Annotated in this window: 16 protein-coding genes and 3 pseudogenes; 14 read left to right on the top strand and 5 right to left on the bottom strand. The window is 63.1% G+C overall.

Annotation, left to right across the window (positions count from 1 at the left end; all coding sequences use genetic code 11):
• The first annotated feature begins 10 nt into the window (after nucleotides 1-10).
• The 5 genes and pseudogenes from ROSERS_RS08740 to ROSERS_RS27345 all read left to right on the top strand — a co-directional run.
• Nucleotides 11-331 (top strand): hypothetical protein, encoded by a 321-nt coding sequence (locus tag ROSERS_RS08740; protein ID WP_041333370.1) that lies wholly within the window; start codon nucleotides 11-13, stop codon nucleotides 329-331.
• Between the two features lie 98 nt (nucleotides 332-429).
• Nucleotides 430-549 (top strand): annotated as a pseudogene (locus ROSERS_RS27165) (hypothetical protein); the annotation flags it as partial.
• Nucleotides 550-702: 153 nt separating this feature from the next.
• Entirely contained in the window at nucleotides 703-1,209 is a 507-nt protein-coding gene (locus ROSERS_RS08735; RefSeq protein ID WP_011956426.1) for a hypothetical protein, read from the top strand.
• Between the two features lie 28 nt (nucleotides 1,210-1,237).
• On the top strand, nucleotides 1,238-1,897 hold the full coding sequence (locus ROSERS_RS08730) for an SMI1/KNR4 family protein (protein ID WP_011956425.1): 660 nt from the start codon (nucleotides 1,238-1,240) through the stop codon (nucleotides 1,895-1,897).
• Nucleotides 1,898-2,111: 214 nt separating this feature from the next.
• Nucleotides 2,112-2,243, top strand: a pseudogene (locus ROSERS_RS27345) (hypothetical protein); the annotation flags it as partial.
• Between the two features lie 126 nt (nucleotides 2,244-2,369).
• On the opposite strand, the gene ROSERS_RS26745 reads toward ROSERS_RS27345, so the two are convergent.
• Both ROSERS_RS26745 and ROSERS_RS08720 read right to left on the bottom strand, forming a co-directional pair.
• On the bottom strand, nucleotides 2,370-2,621 hold the full coding sequence (locus ROSERS_RS26745; RefSeq protein ID WP_011956424.1) for a hypothetical protein: 252 nt from the start codon (nucleotides 2,619-2,621) through the stop codon (nucleotides 2,370-2,372).
• Nucleotides 2,615-3,058 (bottom strand): type II toxin-antitoxin system VapC family toxin, encoded by a 444-nt coding sequence (locus ROSERS_RS08720; protein ID WP_011956423.1) that lies wholly within the window; start codon nucleotides 3,056-3,058, stop codon nucleotides 2,615-2,617. Before ROSERS_RS08720 ends, ROSERS_RS26745 begins: the two co-directional genes overlap by 7 nt.
• On the opposite strand from ROSERS_RS08720, the gene ROSERS_RS25940 reads away from it, so the two are divergent.
• The 9 genes and pseudogenes from ROSERS_RS25940 (at nucleotide 3,058) to ROSERS_RS08675 (ending at nucleotide 9,874) form a co-directional block, all read left to right on the top strand.
• Nucleotides 3,058-4,656, top strand: coding sequence for an RHS repeat-associated core domain-containing protein (locus tag ROSERS_RS25940; RefSeq protein WP_049767488.1), 1,599 nt, complete (start codon nucleotides 3,058-3,060; stop codon nucleotides 4,654-4,656). The two genes, ROSERS_RS08720 and ROSERS_RS25940, sit on opposite strands and share 1 nt — an antisense overlap.
• Nucleotides 4,657-4,671: 15 nt before the next feature.
• Nucleotides 4,672-5,721: a hypothetical protein gene (locus ROSERS_RS08710; protein WP_011956421.1), complete on the top strand. Its 1,050-nt coding sequence runs from the start codon at nucleotides 4,672-4,674 to the stop codon at nucleotides 5,719-5,721.
• Nucleotides 5,722-5,951: 230 nt separating this feature from the next.
• A complete protein-coding gene (locus tag ROSERS_RS26435) occupies nucleotides 5,952-6,206 on the top strand; it encodes a hypothetical protein (protein WP_198136369.1) in 255 nt (84 codons plus the stop codon).
• A gap of 284 nt (nucleotides 6,207-6,490) precedes the next feature.
• Complete coding sequence (locus ROSERS_RS08700; RefSeq protein WP_041333368.1) at nucleotides 6,491-7,009, top strand: DUF416 family protein; 519 nt, start codon at nucleotides 6,491-6,493, stop codon at nucleotides 7,007-7,009.
• Between the two features lie 113 nt (nucleotides 7,010-7,122).
• Nucleotides 7,123-7,395 carry a hypothetical protein gene (locus ROSERS_RS08695; RefSeq protein ID WP_041333366.1) on the top strand — a complete coding sequence of 91 codons (273 nt, stop codon included), beginning with the start codon at nucleotides 7,123-7,125 and terminating at the stop codon, nucleotides 7,393-7,395.
• Nucleotides 7,379-7,612, top strand: coding sequence for a hypothetical protein (locus tag ROSERS_RS08690; protein WP_041333364.1), 234 nt, complete (start codon nucleotides 7,379-7,381; stop codon nucleotides 7,610-7,612). The genes ROSERS_RS08695 and ROSERS_RS08690 overlap by 17 nt, the downstream gene beginning before the upstream one ends.
• A pseudogene (locus ROSERS_RS27340) lies at nucleotides 7,584-8,029 on the top strand (type II toxin-antitoxin system VapC family toxin). Before ROSERS_RS08690 ends, ROSERS_RS27340 begins: the two are co-directional and overlap by 29 nt.
• A 176-nt stretch (nucleotides 8,030-8,205) precedes the next feature.
• A complete protein-coding gene (locus ROSERS_RS08680; protein WP_041333361.1) occupies nucleotides 8,206-8,451 on the top strand; it encodes a hypothetical protein in 246 nt (81 codons plus the stop codon).
• 118 nt (nucleotides 8,452-8,569) lie between these two features.
• Nucleotides 8,570-9,874: a dihydrolipoamide acetyltransferase family protein gene (locus ROSERS_RS08675; protein WP_011956416.1), complete on the top strand. Its 1,305-nt coding sequence runs from the start codon at nucleotides 8,570-8,572 to the stop codon at nucleotides 9,872-9,874.
• Between the two features lie 3 nt (nucleotides 9,875-9,877).
• Here ROSERS_RS08675 and ROSERS_RS08670 read toward each other — a convergent pair whose 3' ends face one another.
• From ROSERS_RS08670 to ROSERS_RS08660, 3 genes are read right to left on the bottom strand one after another with little or no spacing between them, the layout of a single operon-like run.
• On the bottom strand, nucleotides 9,878-13,381 hold the full coding sequence (locus ROSERS_RS08670) for an FHA domain-containing serine/threonine-protein kinase (RefSeq protein ID WP_011956415.1): 3,504 nt from the start codon (nucleotides 13,379-13,381) through the stop codon (nucleotides 9,878-9,880).
• 54 nt (nucleotides 13,382-13,435) lie between these two features.
• Complete coding sequence (locus ROSERS_RS08665; RefSeq protein ID WP_011956414.1) at nucleotides 13,436-17,722, bottom strand: choice-of-anchor D domain-containing protein; 4,287 nt, start codon at nucleotides 17,720-17,722, stop codon at nucleotides 13,436-13,438.
• Nucleotides 17,723-17,757: 35 nt separating this feature from the next.
• Nucleotides 17,758-20,442: an FHA domain-containing protein gene (locus tag ROSERS_RS08660; RefSeq protein WP_011956413.1), complete on the bottom strand. Its 2,685-nt coding sequence runs from the start codon at nucleotides 20,440-20,442 to the stop codon at nucleotides 17,758-17,760.
• Nucleotides 20,443-20,458 lie beyond the last annotated feature (16 nt).

The following is a 20,458-nucleotide window of genomic DNA, read 5'->3' as shown; positions in this document are numbered from 1 at the left end:
AGGAGGAAGCATGAAGACGTATGACCTTTATGGATTCGACCACGATGACCTGGAGGCGGCGCGGGTGGCCGTCGAGCAGGCGCTCGGCGTCCAACTAGCGCCACACGAAAGCTTACATCGGGGAGATTACTATCGGCTTGATACAGTAGGTGAGGAAAACTTCGTCCTGCAGCGGAATTTCGATCCTTTTTACGAGGAATTGTACAAGAGCGAATTTCCTGAGATTAGCATTCTTTTTTACGTCAACGGAACAGAGCGACCAGAAGAGCTTGAGCGGATACTGACCGCCAGGATTCCGAATCTACGGCTCCTGAGGCGAAGGACCCTTTAGCGGCTGCGAGATAGTGGTGTGCACCGGCCGTGCGCCGATATGCGCAACTGCACTGGCAGCGGCGGAACGCCAGCGGGTTGATGTAGTATCATAGCCGATACGATGATCCGGCGACCGGGCGGTTTCTCAGCCTCAATCTGTCGGCGCCGCAGCCAGGCGCCCCGCAGAGCCTCAACCGGTATGCCTATGTTCACAACAACCCGCTGAAGTACACCGACCCGACGGGGCACTGGATCGAGCGCGCAGTTGATATCGCATGCATCGCCGACGATATCTGGGACATTCCCCAGAACGGGCTGACGTGGGACAACGGGCTGGCGCTGGCGGCGGATGTCGGCGGGCTGCTCCTGCCGGGGCTGACCGGCGTGGGCATGGCGGTGCGCGGCGGCAGGGCGGCCGTCGCGGCAGCCAACCACGGCGATGAAGCCGCCAGACTGGTAGGCCGAGTCACCACCCGTGCTGTTGGAGAAGGAGCACAACGCTTTGTCCTGGAAGCGGCGCAAAAAGCCGAAGAGGTCGTTGCCCAGAAAAGGCTACTGGGCTCGGTGGAGAAGGCGAGGGGGGAAGCTGAAGAAGGCAAGGAAATTTTGTCAGGATTGTTCAAGTACAGTCCCAGGCCTGAATTCCGTATTGACGATTATCAACAACATCACCTCTGGCCCATTGCCTTGGGCGGTCCCAAGGAGGGATGGGTGGTCTATGCGAGGAACTACCACACGGCGGCTGGCGGAATCCAAGACAGGCTGAATCAATTCTTGAGAGGAAGACTAAATATGGCACAGCGAGGACTTGAGGAGTGGGCTAGACAAAACCCCGAAAAGATTCTCCCATTGCTGCGCGAATTCTACCAGCACGAGGGGATTCCTTTCCCCTACTGATCCCAGTCAGCGAGGAGGGAAGAAAAAGGTGTCCATCATCAACACATATCTGAAGGCCATTTTGGAGCAACAGGTGCTCGTTTGCCCCAAGAGAATGCATACGCGGGAGGGTTTGATTTTCACATTTGGCGATGTATTGATTGAGACGGAAGATGCGTGGCTCGTGCCATGTACACACACAACGTATTCACCAGCCTTACCAGAAGATATAAGGGCAATTGAGCAGTCACTAGGATTCGCTCTGCCAGAAAGCCTGCATCATTTTCTGCAACTAACCAATGGTGCTCAACTTTATGTGGCGCCATTAGCCTGGAAACCCTCTTGGTCAACAAAGGGCGATTATATCCACTACCACATCTTCAGCACGCTTGAATTGGTCACTATTAACCAGAATTTGCTGAAGGATTTTCGAGCCATGCTTGGTAACGATCCCGATTTCCGTGATCTTCATACACTCAACTACGTGGCCTTCTGCGACGCTCACGATGGAAACTACCTGGCCATTCTGCGTGAAGGGCCCGAGCAGGGCAAGGTCTTTTTCCTTGATCACGAATACCTGTTCCGCCCTTATAGCGAACGCGATGCTGACCTTTACTATACTGTCGCAGAATCGCTGGAAGCATGGCTGGAACTGGTGGTGAAGACAAAGGGGTGGGGCGGCTTTGGAAGGCGTGTGCCGCCACTTTAGTTCGGCGTCCATACGCAGGCGGCTACTTGCATGGAGAGCAATGCGCTCTCCATGTAGGCTGATCAATTGACTGCGACCGCAAACGTAACAACTCTATCTTCTATGACAGCAACGACTGCCCCATCAGGACGCGAAGGCCAACGGTAACGCACGACCTTCTATGCGGGGAATCACGATGGAGTGACGAAGATGCCAGGGTCAACCACACGGCACGCTGCGCACCATCAGCGAAAGCGCCCGGCATACCGACTCCACCTTCACCGGCCAGCGCGTTGACCCTGGCGTGGGGTTGATGTATTATGGCGTGCGGTATTGCGACCCAGCGTTCGAGCGGTTCATCTCACCGGATAGCATCGTTCCCGGCGCGGGGGCGCCGACCGCTGCGCCGCGCGATGCGGTGGCGCGGCAGGGGCGAATCCAAGGCAGCCGATTGGGAACCGCACCCCGCACCAGAACCGCATTCGTCCGCCCATCACACCGCGTCGTCTGTTTCTGGCGCGCGGGCTGGCGCGCCAGCCGCCATCTGCGCCTGACGGATCGCTGCGGCAATCTCTGCCACCGTCAGCGACCCGACCAACCGATCCTTGTCGGCGACTGCATCGCCCTCGCCCAGGGTATACTGGCTCAAAAACCGCACGGTGTCGATCGGTCCCAACTCCGCCAGCAACAGACGCAACGCTCGCTCGGTGAGCAGCGCCAACGGCTGCGGCGTTCCTGTCAGCATGGCACGACCTCCTGGATCAGTTCGAGCGGCGTGACCGCTTTCAACGTCACGCCCGGCACTGCTTTCATTTTGCGATAGAAGCGATCATCGCAGGTGCAAAAGCGGTCCACCCCCGCCGCCTCCGCCGTCGCCCAATGCAATGCATCAATCGCTTTGACGCCTGCGCGCTCCAACTCCTGCGCCCGCGCCTCAATCTCATCCGTCAGCGGGATATACTCGGCAGCCCGCGCCATGATCGCCTGGACGAACAGCGCCCGCTGCGGGCGGGGATTACGCGCTGTTTCAAAGGCGTTCACCGCAGAGACGACCAGCGTGAGCGTTCCTTGCGCGCACAGCGTCAAGAGCGTGAGCACCGCGTCCGCTTCGAGCGCGATACGCAGCTGCGTGCGATCATCAAGCGGCCGGTGCAGGGTGCATGTGTCCAGATAGATCCGCATTGCGGCTCCCGCGCATCACGCCATATCCCGGCGGTATTGTACCACGTGCATCTGATATCCGGTCCCCGCCGCAGACCGCATCCTCCGACGGTCGCCTGGAGACGACGACCGGAGCGGCGACCCACGCCGCGCGGGACGAAGTCACGCCGGAGCGCGGCGCTCCGCCCGGCGGCGTGCCGACGCCGACTCCCACCGCCACGCCCTCCCCCACGCCTGCGGCGGTCGCCCCGCCGACGCTGAGCGAGACGTATGCCTACGACCGGCTGGGGAACCTGCGCGTCAAAGCCGGCGTGGGATATGAGTACCCGGCGGCGCGCCAGCCGCGCCCGCACGCCCCCATCCGCGTCGGCGGGCAGCCGTATGCCTACGACGCCAATGGCAACCTCACGAGCGGCGGCGGGCGGACCTTCGTCTGGAACGGCTGGAACCAGCTCGCCGGCGTCTCCCAGGCGGGCCTGACCGAAACCTATACCTATGACGCCGCCGGCGCGCGGGTGACGCGCACGAGCAACGGCGCGACCGTCGTCACCGTCGCCGACCTCTGGGAGCGCACCGTCGGCGGCGCGACGACGCACTTCTACCGCTTCGGCGCCGACATCATCGGCGTGCGGCGCAGCGACCAGGGAACGCTGTATCTCTTCAGCGACCACCTGGGAAGCGTGAGCGCAGCGACGACCGCGAGCGGCACGCTCGTAGGAATGCAGCACTACGACCCGTGGGGGCGGGTGCGCACCGGCGGCATCGGACTGACGGCGCGCACCTTCACTGGACAGCGGCTTGATGCGACCGGATTGTTGTATTACCATGCTCGGTACTATGATCCGACGCTCGGACGGTTCATCTCGCCGGATAGCATCGTTCCTGAGCCGGGCAACCCGCAGAGCTTCAACCGCTTTGCGTACGTTTACAACAATCCGCTGAAGTACACCGACCCGACGGGGCACTGGATCGAGAGCGCGGTTGATATTGCATTCATCGCCTACGATATCTGGGACATTACTCAGAACGGGCTGACGTGGGACAATGGACTGGCGCTGGCGGCGGATGTGGGCGGCCTGCTCCTGCCGGGGCTGACCGGCTTGGGCATGGCGGTGCGCGGCGGCAGGGCGCTCGCACGGACCGATGACATCCTGGACATGGTGCGGGCGGTGTCCTGGACCGAACGCTTCGCCGGCGCCAGCCCGGAGGTCCGGCGTGGGGTTGCGTGGCTGGAGAAGATGGTGCAGGACGAGCGCATTCCGGATTCGTATCGCCGCGGCTTTGCGGCCGAGCTCCTGCGGGCAGAGGAGTACTACAAGGCCGGCAAGCTGCAGGCGGTGGAGGCAGTGGTCGAGGGAGGCCGTGTCGACCTGCTCCTGGTCACCGATGACATCGTGGAGGTCAAGTACTGGACGCAAAGTCACACTGCTAAAAACATAGATGAGCTTGCCCGCCAGTTGACGAGATATCAAGCCACGGGTCGGCCGATCCTCCTGGAGTTGTTCCGTACCAAGACCGACCCCATCACCGAGGGGTATATTGAGGATTTGCTGAAAGCCCTACAAACAGCGGGAGTGAAGATCACGCGCGAGCAGATTCGCCTCGTGGAGTGGCCCTGAGGAAAGGAGCAGAAGATGCGGTATGTTCAACCAGTGCTTCGCTTCTACCAGGTTCAAGTGAGCCGGGCTGAGGAGATCCTGGCCTGGATGGAGGCGGTCGCCGACAACGGGGTCACCTTTTGGACGTCCAGCGGGGACCGCTGCCTCCCCCGCGAGGAGTGGCTGACCGCCATCCAGGCATGGATGCAGGAGGTCTGGCGTACTATTAAATGGCGCGTGTCTTTCAGCATCCGCTTTGATGACCTGCCGGGCGTATCGCTGTACTTTAGTGTGGATCAATTCAATGACGATGAGAACCTGTTTCGAATCGGGACGTTACTGGACTTCGAGTTCAAGGATGAGCGCCATCTGGTGGAACCGACCATCCAACGTCTGTCCGTCCTGGGGCGGACGCTATACCCGCTGACCCGGCCCTGGCTCGGCTGTCTCGATGAGGCATTCAGCGATTCGATACTCTCCAGGGATGTCCGCAAACTCCGCCTCACGCATATCGGGTGGGTCAACTTCTTCGGCCCGGCCTACGTGGAGAAATACGGGCGGGACTTCCTGCTGGGCCTGCCCGGCCACAAGACCGAACTGCTGCCCGATGGCGGCGTCTTCCACCAGCTCTCGCCCGCCTTCGTGGCGCGCAGCGAGCAAGAAGCCAAAGCCCTGCGCCGGCAGGTCATCGCCTACTGCGCCGACCACGGCCGCAAGGTCACCTGTCAGGCGCCGTATGTCATCCCCGGCCTGACGCCGCAGCCGCAGCCCAGGGAGCCGGGCACGGACGCCGAGGTACGGGCCTACCTGCAGCAGGCGCTGGCCACCACCCTGGTGCTGACCGACGGCACGCGGGTGAAGCCGGTTTTCATTCCCTGGGAGGAGCTGACGTCGGGGCAGCGGCAGATGGCGCTGGAGGCCATCAAGCAGGCGGCCATCGCTGAAATCAAGCGGCCGGGGCGGCAACGCATCCGCTTCGAGTTCAACGCCATCCCCGACGAGCTGGATCTGATGCTGGCGGACCTGGCGGGGCGAGACAACCCGGACTTCGAGTGGGTGGACGTGGCGATGGGAGGGGGGCTGTGAGCGGACTGGGCCGCTGTACGGCCGACACCCCACTCGCACAACCCTGTCCTTACGGCCTCCTTTGACCGGTCGGCGAAGAAAGAGTACCATACGCCTGCACCTTAATAACCCTGAAATAGGTCCACGGCCAGCGCGTGGCCCTGCGCAGCGGCGGGACGCTCTACTGGCTGCTGAGCGACCATCCCGGCAGCACGGCGGTCACCCTCAGCGGGACGACGGAGGCGGGCGAGGTGCGCTACCGGGCCTTCGGTGCGAGTCGCTTCACGTCTGGACTGGCGCTGGCGGCGGACGTGGGCGGGCTGCTCCTGCCGGGGCTGACCGGCGGCGGGCTGCTGGTCCGCGCCGCAACGCACGCTGATGACGTCGCGGCAGGGGCGCTGCACCTGCAGCGCACGCCGATGACGCAGTGGATGCGGTGCGGACGGCGGCGCAGGGCGGCGAGGCGGCAGACGCGGCGCGGGTTGATGATGTTGTCGATCCGCTGAAGCAACGCGTCGACGAGATCCATCGTCTTCTTGATCCTTACGCACAAAATCATCGGACAACCGCGATTGTTCGAGGAGAAAGGAATGGACAGCGGAGCGGATTGCAGAATCAGGCGCGCGTCCGGTCAGTCCGTTGCGCAGAATACGATCAGGAACCTCGAAGGAATGATGATGGAGTCGAATCAGCTCCTCACGCACCTTGATGCATTACCGCCCCGCAGCCGAACCGCATTCGCTGCACTCTGTTGCGAGCGTCTGCTCCCCGCCTATCAGGCATTTCAGTGGTGGAACGCGCTGGCTCAACCAGCCTGCTCATTGATGCGCTTGATGCAATATGGGCGTACATCGGCGGCGCGACGCTCAGCAGCGAGGCGATTGCGCAATTGCAGGCGACATGTGAGCACGTGGCTCCCGATACTGAAGAGCACGCTTCCTTGTATGCCGAACTGGCCTTGATCACGGTATCCGCGATTTGTTTGACCCTGCAAACCATCCTCGATCAGCAGAGCGCAACTGCCGCCGAGGTGGCTGAACACGCCCTGGCAGCAGTGGATGCCTATCTTAATCGGGTGACCGATCCCCAATTGACGGTGCACGCGGTAGATCCCGCGTTTGACGCCTGGATTGCCAGTGCGCCTTTGCTTGCCAGTGAACGCCAGTTTCAGCAGGAGAATATTGCAGCGGCGCGCATGATCACGATGCTCCAGGATCACGACATCGCCCGCCTCCGCGCGATCGAACGCACTCGCGGCATTCAACCGTTTATCCGTGGATTGATCAAAAACGAGATGCCTGAACGCTAAGAGAGGAACATCAGACCGATACGCAGCCTTCTCCCTCTGACCTGATAGTCCGACGCTGTTCAAACGGGATTCAGCTGCTCGCGGGAGTCGGCGAGCCGTTTGAAGGCGCCAGTGTGCTGGTTTCTCTGGCATGCGCGCCACACGATGCGCCGCAGCCAGTCCCCGGCACGAGCGCGGGAGCGACGGCAGGGAAGCGTGCAACGCAATACGGCGATGAGGCGGCGGCGGTTGAGGTTGTCGCAGCGCGATCCATCCTGTGTGCACCGGATACGATTGGCTGGACGCCAATTGCGACTGTCGTCGCGTGCTGGCGGCGCATCGCGCAGTTCTGGTATACTATCCCCGAGTACGTTCGCTCGGAGATCACCGATGGCGACCACCATTGAAGCCGTGTTCGATGGGCAGGTGTTGCGGCTCGATCAACCCTCAGCGCTTGCGCCCAACATGTGCGTGCACATCACCATCGAGGTGATGGAGCCAGCCGCTATACCCGAAACGTCCTTTCTGTACACTGCCCGATCGCTGCAGCTCGACGCACCCGCCGATTTTGCCACGAACGTCGACGCTTATTTATATGGTGCACCCGCCGATGCTGCCGCATGAGGCGTTCCTGGATACCGCCTTTGCCCTGGCATTGGCCAATCCGAAGGATCTGCTGCACCAACGGGCGATCTAGCTGGCTGATCAGCTGGACGCCGAACAGACGCGCATGGTCACCACCCGCGCCGTCCTGTTGGAAATTGGCAATGTGCTGGCGAAAGAACGCTACCGCGCTGCGGGGGCGCAACTGTTGACATCGCTGGAAGCGGATCCACACGTTGACATCGTCGCGCTCACCGATGATCGCTACGCCCGTGCATTCCAACTCTATATCCAACGGTCGGACAAAGAATGGGGTTGACCGATTGCGTCTCCTTCGTCGTCATGCGCGATCGTGGACTGACCGCCGCCCTCACGGCGGACCGGCACTTCCAACAAGCGGACTATCGCGCCTTGCTTGCGGACGAAGCGACCCGATAGCCCCTGCGCGACGCCGGGGTATGGCAGGTGCAGGCGCTGCGCGGATGCCGGCGCCGTCGTCCATCACGTCCTGATTCTTCGCGCCTTTGCGCCCTGGTGTGAGATCATGGGCGACGCGGACAGGTCGAGGGGACGCGCCGCTGGCACAGAATGGCAGGGTAGAGAGCGCCCGCGCCGTGACCCCGACCGGGCGTGACACCGCCGGACTGATCCCCGGCGCCGGTGCGCTTTTCGACAGCGCCACCGCTCTGATGGCCCTGGCGCACGGCGATGCGACGAGCGCGGCGCTTGTGGCGGCGGCACCGGGAGTCGTCGCCACGGTTGGAACGAGTGCGGGGGCAGTCACGCAGGCGGTCGCACGGGATGGCGATCCGACGGATGAAGTTCGGGATGCCGTGCGGCATCTCCCGGCGTACAGGTGAGGCATGGCAGGCGGATGGCGTGTGATGAAGCGAATGATCAGGTATAATTGCTCTCAGACAGTGCGCACCTCCAATCCGCGCGTCATCATCCGCATTTGTAAACTCCAGGAATGCAACCATGGCGGTTGATATTGTTCTGCCGCAGATCGGCGAAAGCATGACCGAAGCGACGATCGGGCGCTGGCTCAAGCGCGTCGGCGACCGCGTCGAACGATACGAAGCGCTCGTGGAAGTCGAAACGGATAAGGTCTCGACCGAGGTGACATCGATCACCAGTGGCGTCCTGCTTGAAATCGCTACGCCAGAAGGCGCCACCGTGCCGGTCGGCGCCTTGCTTGCCCGGATCGGCGAGCCGGGTGAAGCGGCAGTGAGCAACGCTCCAGAAGCAGGCGCCGGGACGGCGGCAACGACGGTGACGACGGATGCTCCAGAGCCAGCGCGTCCCCGCCGCGCTGACGGTCCGCCGATCACGCCGGTTGTTGCCCGTCTCGCCGCCGAGTACGGCATCGATCTGAGCCAGATCCGCGGCACCGGCGCTGGCGGGCGCGTCAGCAAGAAGGACGTGCTGCGCTATATCGAGGAGCGACAGAAGGCTGCCGCCACGCCTCCACCCGCACCGGTTGCACCGCCCCAACCGCTCCCGACAACGGTCGCGCCGCCTGTGCCTCCACCGACACCAGCAGCGCCACCGACGCCAACGCGCACTCCCGTCGCTCAACCGCTGCCCGATGATGCCCTCCTCACGCCGTTGACGACAATGCGCCGCGTGATTGCCGACCATATGGTGCGGTCGCTCCGCGACGCTCCGCAGGCAACGACGGTCTTTGAGGTCGATATGGGGCGGGTGCTGGCGCACCGCGAGCGCTACCGCAGTTCGTTCGAGCAGCAGGGGATTCGTCTGACCGTGACCGCCTACATCGTGCAGGCGGTTGCAACCGCGTTACGCCGCGTTCCGGCGCTGAATACCCGGTTTACCGACGATGGGATCATCACCTACCGGCGTATCCATATCGGGATTGCGGTTGCGCTCGATGATGGACTGATCGTACCAGTGCTGCGCGACGCCGATGAGAAAAGCCTGGCGGGGATTGCGCGCGCGCTGAACGACCTGACCGAACGTGCGCGTATGCGTCGGTTACAGCCGGATGAGACCGAGGGCGGAACCTTCACCATTTCCAACCATGGCGTTGGCGGGAGCCTGTTCGCAACCCCTATTCTTAATCGCGGGCAGAGCGGTATTCTTGGCGTCGGCGCGATTGTTAAGCGTCCGGTGGTTATCACCCATCAGGGGAGCGACGCGATTGTCATCCGTCCGATGTGTTATCTGTCGCTCACGTTCGACCATCGCGCCTGTGATGGCGCCACTGCCGACGCATTCCTGGCAGCGGTCAAAGAGACGCTTGAAGCCTATCCCGAACAGTGACCGTTACGGCGCCACGGTTGGCGTCGGTTCCGCGCGCTGCACGACGCACAGGATCTCCGTTGTCACGGCGGTCGGTGCGACGCTGCTCAGGTTGACGAGCCGGTCGGCGCCGTACTGATAGGTGCGGATCGGCAGGGGACGGTCGCTGAGACGCAACCGGACGCTCACGGGATACTCTCCCGGTCGTTCCGGTCCGATCAGCATTTCGATGCGATAGACGCCATTGGGCGCTATGCTGCCGCCGCTCACAGCGCGCCGTCCGAAGTAGAGCAGGAACGACTCGCGCGGCGGTCCCGCGCCGGTGATCACAATGCGCTCCCCCGATCGGCATTCGAGGCGCAGGAGTTCCGCCAGCGACACTTCCGGGGTTGGTGTTGCCGCTGGTGGCGGCGCAGGCGGAGGCACTGGCGGAGGCGCAGGGGGTAGCGCCGCTGCGGTCGGCGCAGGCAAGACCTCGGGTGTTGGTTGAGCGGTCGGCGGCGGCGGGGTCGCTGTTGGCGCCAGCGTCGGTGTTGGCGTCACCACGGCAACCACCACCGACGCCTCCGCGCGAACGCCAAACCGACTGATCGCCAGAATGCTCAGATCGGTGGGAATTGCCGTCGCATCGAGAAACTCGAAGGTGCGGCGACCGGACCCGGCAGGCGCCGGGACGCCAAGCGGCAACAGTTCGACGCGCTGCGCATTATCGATTTCATAGATCAGACGCACCGGCTGACCTGCGATCTGCGGAGATCGCTCAAAGCGCGGATTGCGGATGACCGGCGGCAGCGTGACGAAGTAGAGGATCGCCAGAAATGCCAGCAGCGCCAGCGGAATGAGCCAGGTCGGGATCAGCGCCCGCTGGATGAACTGCGCCGATGAGGTTTGGGTGTCCGAACGCTTCTCGGTGCGCGCCTGAACCGAGAAACTGCGTGGTTGCGACGAACCGAGCCAGCGGATCGGTCCCCGCACTGTCAGGCGGTGTTTGTATGCGGCGCCGGGTTCGAGCGCGACGGCGTCCTCTCCCAGATTGAAGGCAAGCGCCTGCTCATCGTCTTCGCCGATCAGGGTATAGCGCATCGGCATGTTTCCCGCATTCGTGAGCGTCAGGTTATAGTGGGCTTTGCGCCATCCGGCCGCACGGCGCGGTTTCAATTCCAGCCGATGCTCGGTGAACGCCTGAACATTCCAGGTCGCCTGAGCGACGCCAGCTTCATTGGGGCGGCTCCGTGAGCGGGCATAGATGGTGACCGGATAAGGACCGGCGCGGCTCTCTGGCGTGCGCGGCACATTAATGTTGAGCGCCACCGGTGCGCGACCGTTCGGCAACAATTGCGGTTCAGGGGTCGGACCCTGAATCCAGGTTTCGGGCACACCCTGCACGTCGACCCGCAGATGATCGACACTATCGCTGTAGTTGTGCAGGGTCATGCGCAGCACAGCCGGCATGCCGGGGGTCAGCGTTATGACATCCTGTTCGAGTTCGACGGCGTAGCGGTTGGAACTGAGCGGCGGTTGCGTCACGCCAGCCGCGCCAGCTGGAGTGTCGCCGGGCGGCTGGAGAGGCGCCTGCGGCGGCAGCGGAGCGCTTCGCGGAGTTCCAGGCGCGGGCATTTGGGTAATGCCTGCCTGCGGCGACGCTGCGGCAGTCGGAGGAATGGCAGGCGCGCCAAAACTCGGCGTGACCGGAGCGGGAGCGCGGGGCGGCGGCGCACCAACCGCCTGCGGCGGCGCTGCTACCGCTTCAGGACCGGGAACGCCATAGACGGCAGGCGCAACCACACTCGTCGCCTGCGCCAGCGGCGGAATCAGACGCAACCAGTAGACCCCGATCCGCACCGGAGCGCCCCCCTGCCACGGATACCGCTCCTGCGGCGGCAGACGGATACCGGCGACAAAGGTGCCATTCTTTGAACCCAGGTCGGTAATCGTCACCTGCCGCCCATCCCAATCGATGAATGCGTGCTCTTCGGAAACACTCTCATCAGGCAACGGCAGATCATTGGACTCCGCTCTGCCAATCGCCAGACCATCACCGGTCAGACTGAGCAGACGCAGCGGGGCGCCGGCATTATCGAGCAGTTGCACCTGCGGCATGCTCGAGGGCGGGGGCAGCGCCGGGAAGCCAGGCGGCGGCGTGGCGATGATCAGCGATTGAGTGGCTGAAACCTGAGGCAGGGGTGTGCTGATCGCTGGAACCGGTTCGGGAAGGATGGTAACTGCTTCGTCGGGTGGAACAACCGATGGCGCTTCCGCCGTGACATCACCCCTTGCCGACGGTTGTTGTTGCGGCGCAACCAACGGCGTTGGAAGGACTGTCGGCGCTTCGTCGGACGTTGTGTCTGCAATCAGTGCAGCAGTGGCGTCGGCAACCGCACTCGATGGCGCACCCTCCGTCGGCGACGCCTCAGGCGCGATGACTGTCGCACCCTCATCCGCCTCCGCCGCCCCCGCTTCGATCACCGTCGCGCCCTCACCCGCCCCCGGCGCCACCGGCTCTTCGATGACCGTCGCGCCCTCACCCGCCCCCGGAGCGATGACCGTCGCACCCTCACCCGCCCCCGGCGCCACCGGTTCTTCGATGACCGTCGCGCCCTCACCCGCCCCCGGCGTCACCGGCGCGATGAGCGTTGCATCTTCGGGGGCAGGAGTAAACAGATGCGCTGCAACCGTTGCATCATCGGCGGCAGAACGTTGCTCGATGACCGTCGTTTCGTCGGCGGCAGCGACCGACAGACGCTCCCCCATTGCTGCAACCAGGGCGTCCAGCGCTTCTGCCAGTTCATTCATGCGACTGAAGCGATCCGATGGCGTGGATGCCAGGCAACGCGCAACCAGCGCCTCAAGGTCGGCTGGCGTATCGGGGCGCACCATGCGCAACAGGGGAATAGCGGTGAGCGGCGGCGGCGAGCCGACGATCATCTCGTACAGGATGGCACCCAGTGCATAGCAATCGACGGATGGATCCGGTTCACCGCCAGCGCGTTGCTCTGGCGCCTGGTAGACGGCGGGACTGGCGGCAGCTGGGGCGATCAAACGCGCAATGCCAAAATCGCCGACTTTCAGCAGATAGCTGCCGCCCGGTCCAGCGAAGAGCGCACATGCTTCGGGCTTGAGCGCTCCGTGAACGACGCCACGGGCATGCGCTGCACTCAACCCGACCGCCGCCTGACGCGCCAGTTCGACGCTCAGGCGCAACGGGAGCGTGCGGCGCCGGATCGCATCACGCAGAAACCCATCGGATGGAAGTTCACCGATAATGAACGCGCGCCCCTCGCCGATTCCAAACTCATACAGTTCGGCAACGTGCGGATGATAGAGCGCAGCGACTGCGCGCATCTCGCGCTCGAAACGCTCACGGAAGTCGGGCGCTGCAACGATGTCGGGCGGCAGAATGCGGATCGCCACCGGTTGAGCCGTGGGAAGATGGCGCGCGCGATAGACAACCCCCGCGCTATCGGTAGCGATCTCGTCTTCCAGGCGATACGCGCCAATGGTCTGCTCATTCGCTGCGGAGTCGAGCATGGAAGTGACTTTCGTCAAAGAGAAAGGAGATGCTTCATTATATCACGCGGCATGTTACGGACTCCGGGTAATCGTCGGCACATCGGTCGGCGACGAGCGATTGTTCGCCGCATCGGTTGCAGTAACGACGAAGTTGTTGTCGCCGGTTGCCAGCGACACGCTGATGCTGAAACTTGTAGCGCCTCCGGTCAGTTGCTGAGATGCAACAACAGTCTCACCCCCATCGATCGCACCATTGTTGTCTATGTCATTCCATACCTGAACCAGGCTATCCGCTTCTGCATTACCTGTTATGTTAAGTGTCGTGGTGGTAGACGGCACCGTTGTCGCGCTGGCAGGGTTGGTAACGGTTGGCGGAGTAGGCGGGGTTGTATCGATCACAATATCACGCAAATCCGCCAGCGATTGACCTGTCGGAATGGTCAGGACGGCGTTGTTTTCCGCCGCGTCACGCAGGGTTGCACCAGCGGTCAGCGTCAGCGAAACGGAGTCGAGATCGGAAGCGTTCTGACCTGCACCGACCACATAGATACCACTGGCGCTGACGCCGCTGAGCGTCGCAATTGTCACCGTTGCCCCGCTGTTGAGGTTCACCTGCAAGGAACCACCGGTCAGCGTCACCGACTCGCTAAAGTTGACCATCACATTAATGGTAGCGCCGACACCATACACCCCGTTCGGCGTGGTCGATGTGACACTGGTGACAGCCGGCGGTATGGCATCGACTGTCCAGGTGCGAGTCGCCGGAGTCGGATCGATATTATTGACCGCGTCGATCGCGCGCACACCAAATGTATGTGAACCGTTCGAGAGTGAGAGTGTCTGCGGAGAAGTACACGGCAAAAATGGGCCGGAATCCAGACTGCACTCAAACGTGCTGCCCGTCTCAGATGAGGTAAAGTTGAATGTAACCCCCGGACCTGTCGTGCTGCCGTCAGCAGGACCGCTGGTGATCGTCGTTTCCGGCGGTTGCGTATCGACCGTCCAGCTTCGGGTTGCTGGCGTCGGATCGACGTTCCCCACCCCATCGATCGCGCGCACTTCAAAGGTCTGTGAACCATTCACCAACCCGCTGATGGTGTGCGGACTGGTGCAACTCACAAATGACCCGGTATTCAACCGGCACTGGAACGTCGAACTGGTCTCGGTCGAAGTGAACGTGAACGTGACTCCTGTCACACTGATAACGCCAGTTGGTCCGCTGAGAATTGTCGTATCCGGCGGTGTGGCATCCACCGTCCAGGTGCGCGTTGCCGGAGTCGGGTCGATGTTCCCTACCGTATCGATGGCGCGCACATGGAAGGTGTGAGAACCATCAGTAAGACCAGTCGCTGTGAATGGGCTGGTGCAGGCGCTGAACGATCCGCTATCCATGCGACACTGGAAGGTTGCGCCCGCTTCGGATGAGAATGTAAATGAGACGGTTGGTCCGCTGGTGCTGCTATTGGCAGGACCTCCCGTTATCGTCGTATCCGGCGGCGTGGCATCCACCGTCCAGGTGCGCGTCGCCGGGCTGGCATCAACATTCCCGGCGGCATCGAGAGCGCGCACATGGAAGGTGTGAGAACCATCAGTAAGACCAGTCGCTGTGAATGGGCTGGTGCAGGCGCTGAACGATCCGCTATCCATGCGACACTGGAAGGTTGCGCCCGCTTCGGATGAGAACGTAAATGAGACGGTCGGTCCGCTGGTGCTGCTATTGGCAGGACCGCCTGTTATCGTCGTATCCGGCGGCGAGGTATCAATCGCCCAGGTATACGATGCTGGCGCACTGACATTCCCCGCCTGATCGCGTGCGCGCACATTGAAGGTACGGTTGCCGTCAGCCAGACCGGAAGGGGTAAACGGGCTGGTGCATGGTGCAAAACTGGCGGCATCAACGCGACACTCGAAGGTTACGTTGGAACTCACGTCATCGCTGCCGCTAAACGTAAACGGCGCCGCCGGGTTATTCGTGAGCGATGGCGGCGTATTGCCCAGCGCAACCGTCGGCGCCGTCGTATCGATCACAATCTGGTCGCCAGCGTTGAACGGCAGTTTCTCCACCGCATTGCCATCGGCGTTGGTCACGCCATTGCTGTTGACGAAATCGAGGCGGATGGTTTTGTTGCCGCCGCCAGCATTAACCGTCACCGTCCACTGATTCGTGGACGTGCCGCTGGCAGGGGATACCGATGCGATGGCAGCGCCGACGGCGCCGCCAAGGGTCACCACGCTGAAATTCGAAGCCGTTACACCTTTCACCGGTTCGCTGAAATTGACCTGGAACTGAGCGCTGGCGGCATTGGTCGGGCTGTTGCCGATGCGCACAATCGACGCAACCTCCGGAATTTCCGTTCCGCTGCCGGACAGGCTCACAAGCACCACTCCGTCGGCAGACGAATTTTCGATCCGCAGTTGCCCGGTGCGCTGACCGGCGGCAGATGGGGTAAAGGTCAGAGTAATGGTGCACGACGCGCCGGGCGCCAGCGACGTGCCACAGTTGTCGGCGCCTCCAGCGACGCGCGCAAACTCCGAGGCATGGGCGCCGCCAATCACAATCTCGCTGATGGTCAGCGGTGCGTTGCCGGTATTCTTCAGCAGCAGCGTGCGCGGCGCACTGGCGGTCCCCTTCTTAATGCTGCCAAACGCGATCGTCGCAGGTTCCACCATAGCGCTGGCGACCGCGACCGTCGTAGGTTGCGGAACGGATGTCGCCGATGGTGCAGAGGTTGCGGTTGGGCGCAGCGTGGACGTCGCGCCCGCTGTCGGCGTCGTCGTCAGTCGCGCGGTGGTCATCGGCACGCCGATAGTCGACGCCGGTTCGGGTGTTGTCGACACATTTTGCGCCGTGGCGGTTTGCGCCAGTTGCGCCTCGAGCGCCGCGTTGGTCGCCGCAAGCGACTGCGCATTCGCGGTCTGCGCCACCGACAATGAAGCCACGGTTGCCTGAAACGCTCCGGCAAGCGCCGTCTGTGCACTCGCCTGCTGTTCGGTCGGCAGCGCCGCCACTGCCGATTGGGTCGCAGCCAGCGCCGCTCCCACTTCGGCGAGAGCCGTCTGCCCCTGAAGCGCCTGTTGGGTTGCAAGCGCGGCAACCTGCGTGGCTTCGGCGCGAATGCCGCCGCTCTGCACCCCTGCCAGAAAACCGCTTCCAGGAACGCGCGCCCAGAGCGCCGCCGGGAGGTTCAGTCCATACAGCAACAGCAGCAGAACGAACAGCGCAACCGGCGCCCAGAGCGGCAACAGCGTCGTCTGCACGAAGCGAACTTCGGCGTGCAACGTGCGCCTGAGCGAACCAGACACTTCATCGGTTTCTTCGACCTCGATTGGCGCCGTGTAGACACGATGACCACCGAAAACGCGACGCGGCGCGGTGATCGTCAGTGGAATCTCGACGGTTTCATCCGGATCGAGGGTGACATATTCCTGGGTGAACGCAGCGCCGACCATCTGCGCCATATCACCGGTACGCAGGTGATACGTCGCGCGTACATTGCCACCGTTGTGCAGGTGCACCGTTACAACCGCCTGCTCACGTCCCAGCGCGCGATGCGGCGCAACCTCCACCTCCCCCGACAGAAACGGCGCAACCCGCCATTCCAGGCGAAGTTCGGCGCTGCTGGAAGGATCTTCCTGAGACGAGACGCGCACGCGCACCTCATAGGGACGAACGGCACTTTCGGGAGATGCTGGCGCCTGAACACGGATGATGGCGGTCTTCATCGAGAATGGCGCAACCCGCAGCGCTGGCGCAGGTTCGACCCAGGTCTCTGGCAGACCACTGAGCGAGAGCGCAACCGTCTGTGGTGCATTCGTCTGGTTGGTGACGCGCACCTCGACGTCGGTCGGCTCGCCGGGGATCAGGGTCAGCGCCGTATGCGCCGGCGACAGCGCAACTGAGAGACCCGCTTCCCTGACCTTTTGGGTTGGCGCGGCATGCAGATCTCCGGTCACCGGCGACGCCGGGTCGGCGGGTGAAGGCGCACCGATATGCAGACGCAACGTATACGGACCGATCTGAAGCGTTTGCGCAGGATCCCAGACCTGTGGCGTTTGCGGAGACAGGCGCATCGTCCCCAGTTGGACGCCACTCTTCGATCCCAGGTCGGTCACCGTCACGCGCGCGCCGTCCCAGTCGATCCGCGCATGAGTGCGCGAGACGACCGGCGCGTCAAGCCGCAGCGCATTGTTCGCCAGACGACCGATCGTGACGCCAGCGCGCGTCAATGCGAGCGTCTGAACCGGATTGCCCTGGGCGTCGAGCACAACGATGTGCGGCGCCTTATCGGACGACGATGGCGAAAGTCCGGCATGCGTCTGCCGGTCGGCGGGTGTGTTGGATGGATTGTCGGCGGACACGACGCACACCTCCTGAAATGCGGTACGGAATGCTGTTATGGCGCACTGATAATGAGATCGATCTGCACCGTCCGGCTCTGCCCGCTGCCATGAACAACGGTTATCGTCATCCTCGCCGCGCCGGGCTGACCACGCCGGTACTGAAGGCGCGTCAGTCGATCATTGGCATCGGCGCGGGTGGTCGTAAACGTTTGCGGAGCAGTGGTCTCGGTGAACCCGCCAATGCCGGTGATGCGCATTTGCCCTGCATTGTTCGATGGATCCACTCCCGCAATGCTGAGCGTCACGGTGACGGTATCACCGGCAGAAACGCCTCCGATCACCACCCCCGCAATATTCGTCCAGGGCGCGGCAGCGCCACCGGTAACAGCGACCGACGACGGCGCAGTGAGGGTCAGATTAACCGGTTCGGGGGTTTCAGTCGGCGTTGGAGTCAACGTCTCGGTCGGCGTCGGAGTCGGCGTCTCAGTTGGCGTTGGCGGAACCGGCGTGAAGGTGTTCGTCGGCGTCGCTGGCGGAACCGGCGTGAAGGTGTTCGTCGGCGTCGCTGGCGGAACTGGCGTGAAGGTGTTCGTCGGCGTTGGCGGAACCGGCGTCAGGGTATTGGTCGGCGCTGGTGAGAGCGTCCTGGTCGGCGTCGCCGATGGGGTCGGCGTGGGCGTGAACGTGGCAGTTGCTATCCCGGCAGCCGGGCGAATCGTCCCGACAGCGATGCCCCGGGCAAGATTGGCGCCCGCGGCGCTCGTCAGAACGACTCGCAAGCGCAGATCGATCGCCGTGGCAGCATCGGGCAACACCGGAACGGCGATCTCCCGTTCGAGGTCGCCGGGGTTGAAGGTCAATGTTCCGTTCACACTGCGGTAATCGACCCCCGCGCGCGCTGTATCATCCTCCGTCGTGTACGCAATCGAAACAATCGAAGCGCTTGCGTTCGAGAGGCGCACCCGGAAGATCAGCGACGTTTCGCCGCTCGTCAGGCGTTGCACCGTCGCATCCTCGATGGTCGCCTGCGGCAGACCGGGCGCCGGGGTCTGTGATGGCGCCGGTGTGCGTGATGGTGTTCGCGTTGGCGTTGCCGTCGCCGAAGGAGTAACCGGTGGCATGGTCACCGTGGGCGCTGGCGCTGTACCGGGGGGAACCGTCGCAAATGGCGCCTCTGTCGGCGGCGGCAGCGTTGGCAGCGACGTAAACTGGATCGCAATCGCGGTCGCAGTGGCGAACTGTGCCACCAGCGTCGCCTGAAATTCGACGCGCTGATCGGCGGACGCGGCAGTCGCAGTCTGCTCCAGCGCTGCAATCGTCGCCAGCCCCTGCTGCTCCGTGAGTTGCAACTGCTGCGCAGTCGCCGTCGCCTGCGCCACGGCGGTCCCACGGGTATCAGGGAGCGGTTCGGTGGGAGCGGCAAAGATGCCGTACCCCGGCAACGCGCTGGCAAGCGATGCCGGGAGAACTGCGAAACCGCATAGCAATCCGAAGAGGAGCAACCCGATGATCAACGGCACAAACCAGAGCGGAAATGTCGCCGTCTGAACGAACAGCGCCTGCGCGCTCAATATGTCGCGCATCGATTGCTGCACATCGGTCTCGACCGCCTGAACGGTAAAGGTATGGCGTCGATCGGCGCCGAACATGCGACGTCGGGCAATCACGGTCAGCGATGTTTCGGCGATTGCGCCGGGCGCAGCGCTCACACGCTCCTGCGCGAAGGAGTATTCCAGTTCCTGCGGCTCGTCGGCGGCGCTCAGCACATACGCAGCCTGAACATTGCCATTGTTCCGCACCTGAATGGTATACACCGCCTGATCGCGACCAGAGGCGCGCTTCGGCGTGATTGCCAGTTCACCAGCCAGAAAGGGGGCGATATGCCATTCGAGCGGCGCCTCGAACATGAGCGTCGGCAGTTCGGCAGCAAATGCCTGAATCGAAACCGGACGCGCGCCCGCGAGACTTGCGCTGGCCGCCGGCACAGAGACTGTCAGGGTCGCCGATGCCTGCGCCCCGGGCGCCACCGAGAGCGTGGGCATGCCATCGACCCACTCCGATGGAAAACCATCGATGGTCAGCGAAATCGTGAGCGGTAGCGTGGTGTTGTTTCTGACGCGCACATTGACGCTGGCGCGTTCCCCCGGCACGAGCGTCAGCGTAACCTGCTCCGGCGCAATCGAAAGCGCAATCGGGGCAGGCGCCGGTTCAGCCTCACCCTGCAATGGCTCAGGCGGCGGCAGGCGACCGGTCGGCGCCTCAGCAACAGCGGAAGAAACGCCAGCTGTCGCTTCGGGGCGACCTGACCCGGCAACAGGAGAAGCAGAAGGTGCAGTCACTGCCGCCGGTGGGAGGGCGCCGGGATACAGCCGGAATACATAGCGACCGATGCGCAGCGGTTGATCAGGCGACCACTCATAAGGCGTTTGCGGCATCAGACGCACAGCGCCGAGGAACGTGCCCAGTTTCGACCCGAGATCGGTCACCCTGGCGTGACGTCCATCCCACTCCACCCGCGCGTGATTGCGCGAGATGGTGGGATCGTCGAGCACCAGATCGCTGCCCTTGAGACGCCCGATCGTGACGCCATCGGAAGAGACTTCGGCATACTGCGTCGGTTGGCCCCGCGCATCGAGCAGAGCGACGAACGCGGCACTACCGCCCTCTGAAGCGGAGACAGCGCGTGTGGCATATGGATTGGGCGGCGTATCCGGCACAGACGGATCATTCGGCGCCATGCAAAGCCCCCGTGCT

The organism is Roseiflexus sp. RS-1 (assembly GCF_000016665.1).
In the GTDB taxonomy this organism is placed as follows: Bacteria; Chloroflexota; Chloroflexia; order Chloroflexales; family Roseiflexaceae; genus Roseiflexus.
The sequence above is the reverse complement of the archived record's forward strand: the minus strand, read 5'-3'. Positions and strand labels throughout refer to the sequence as shown.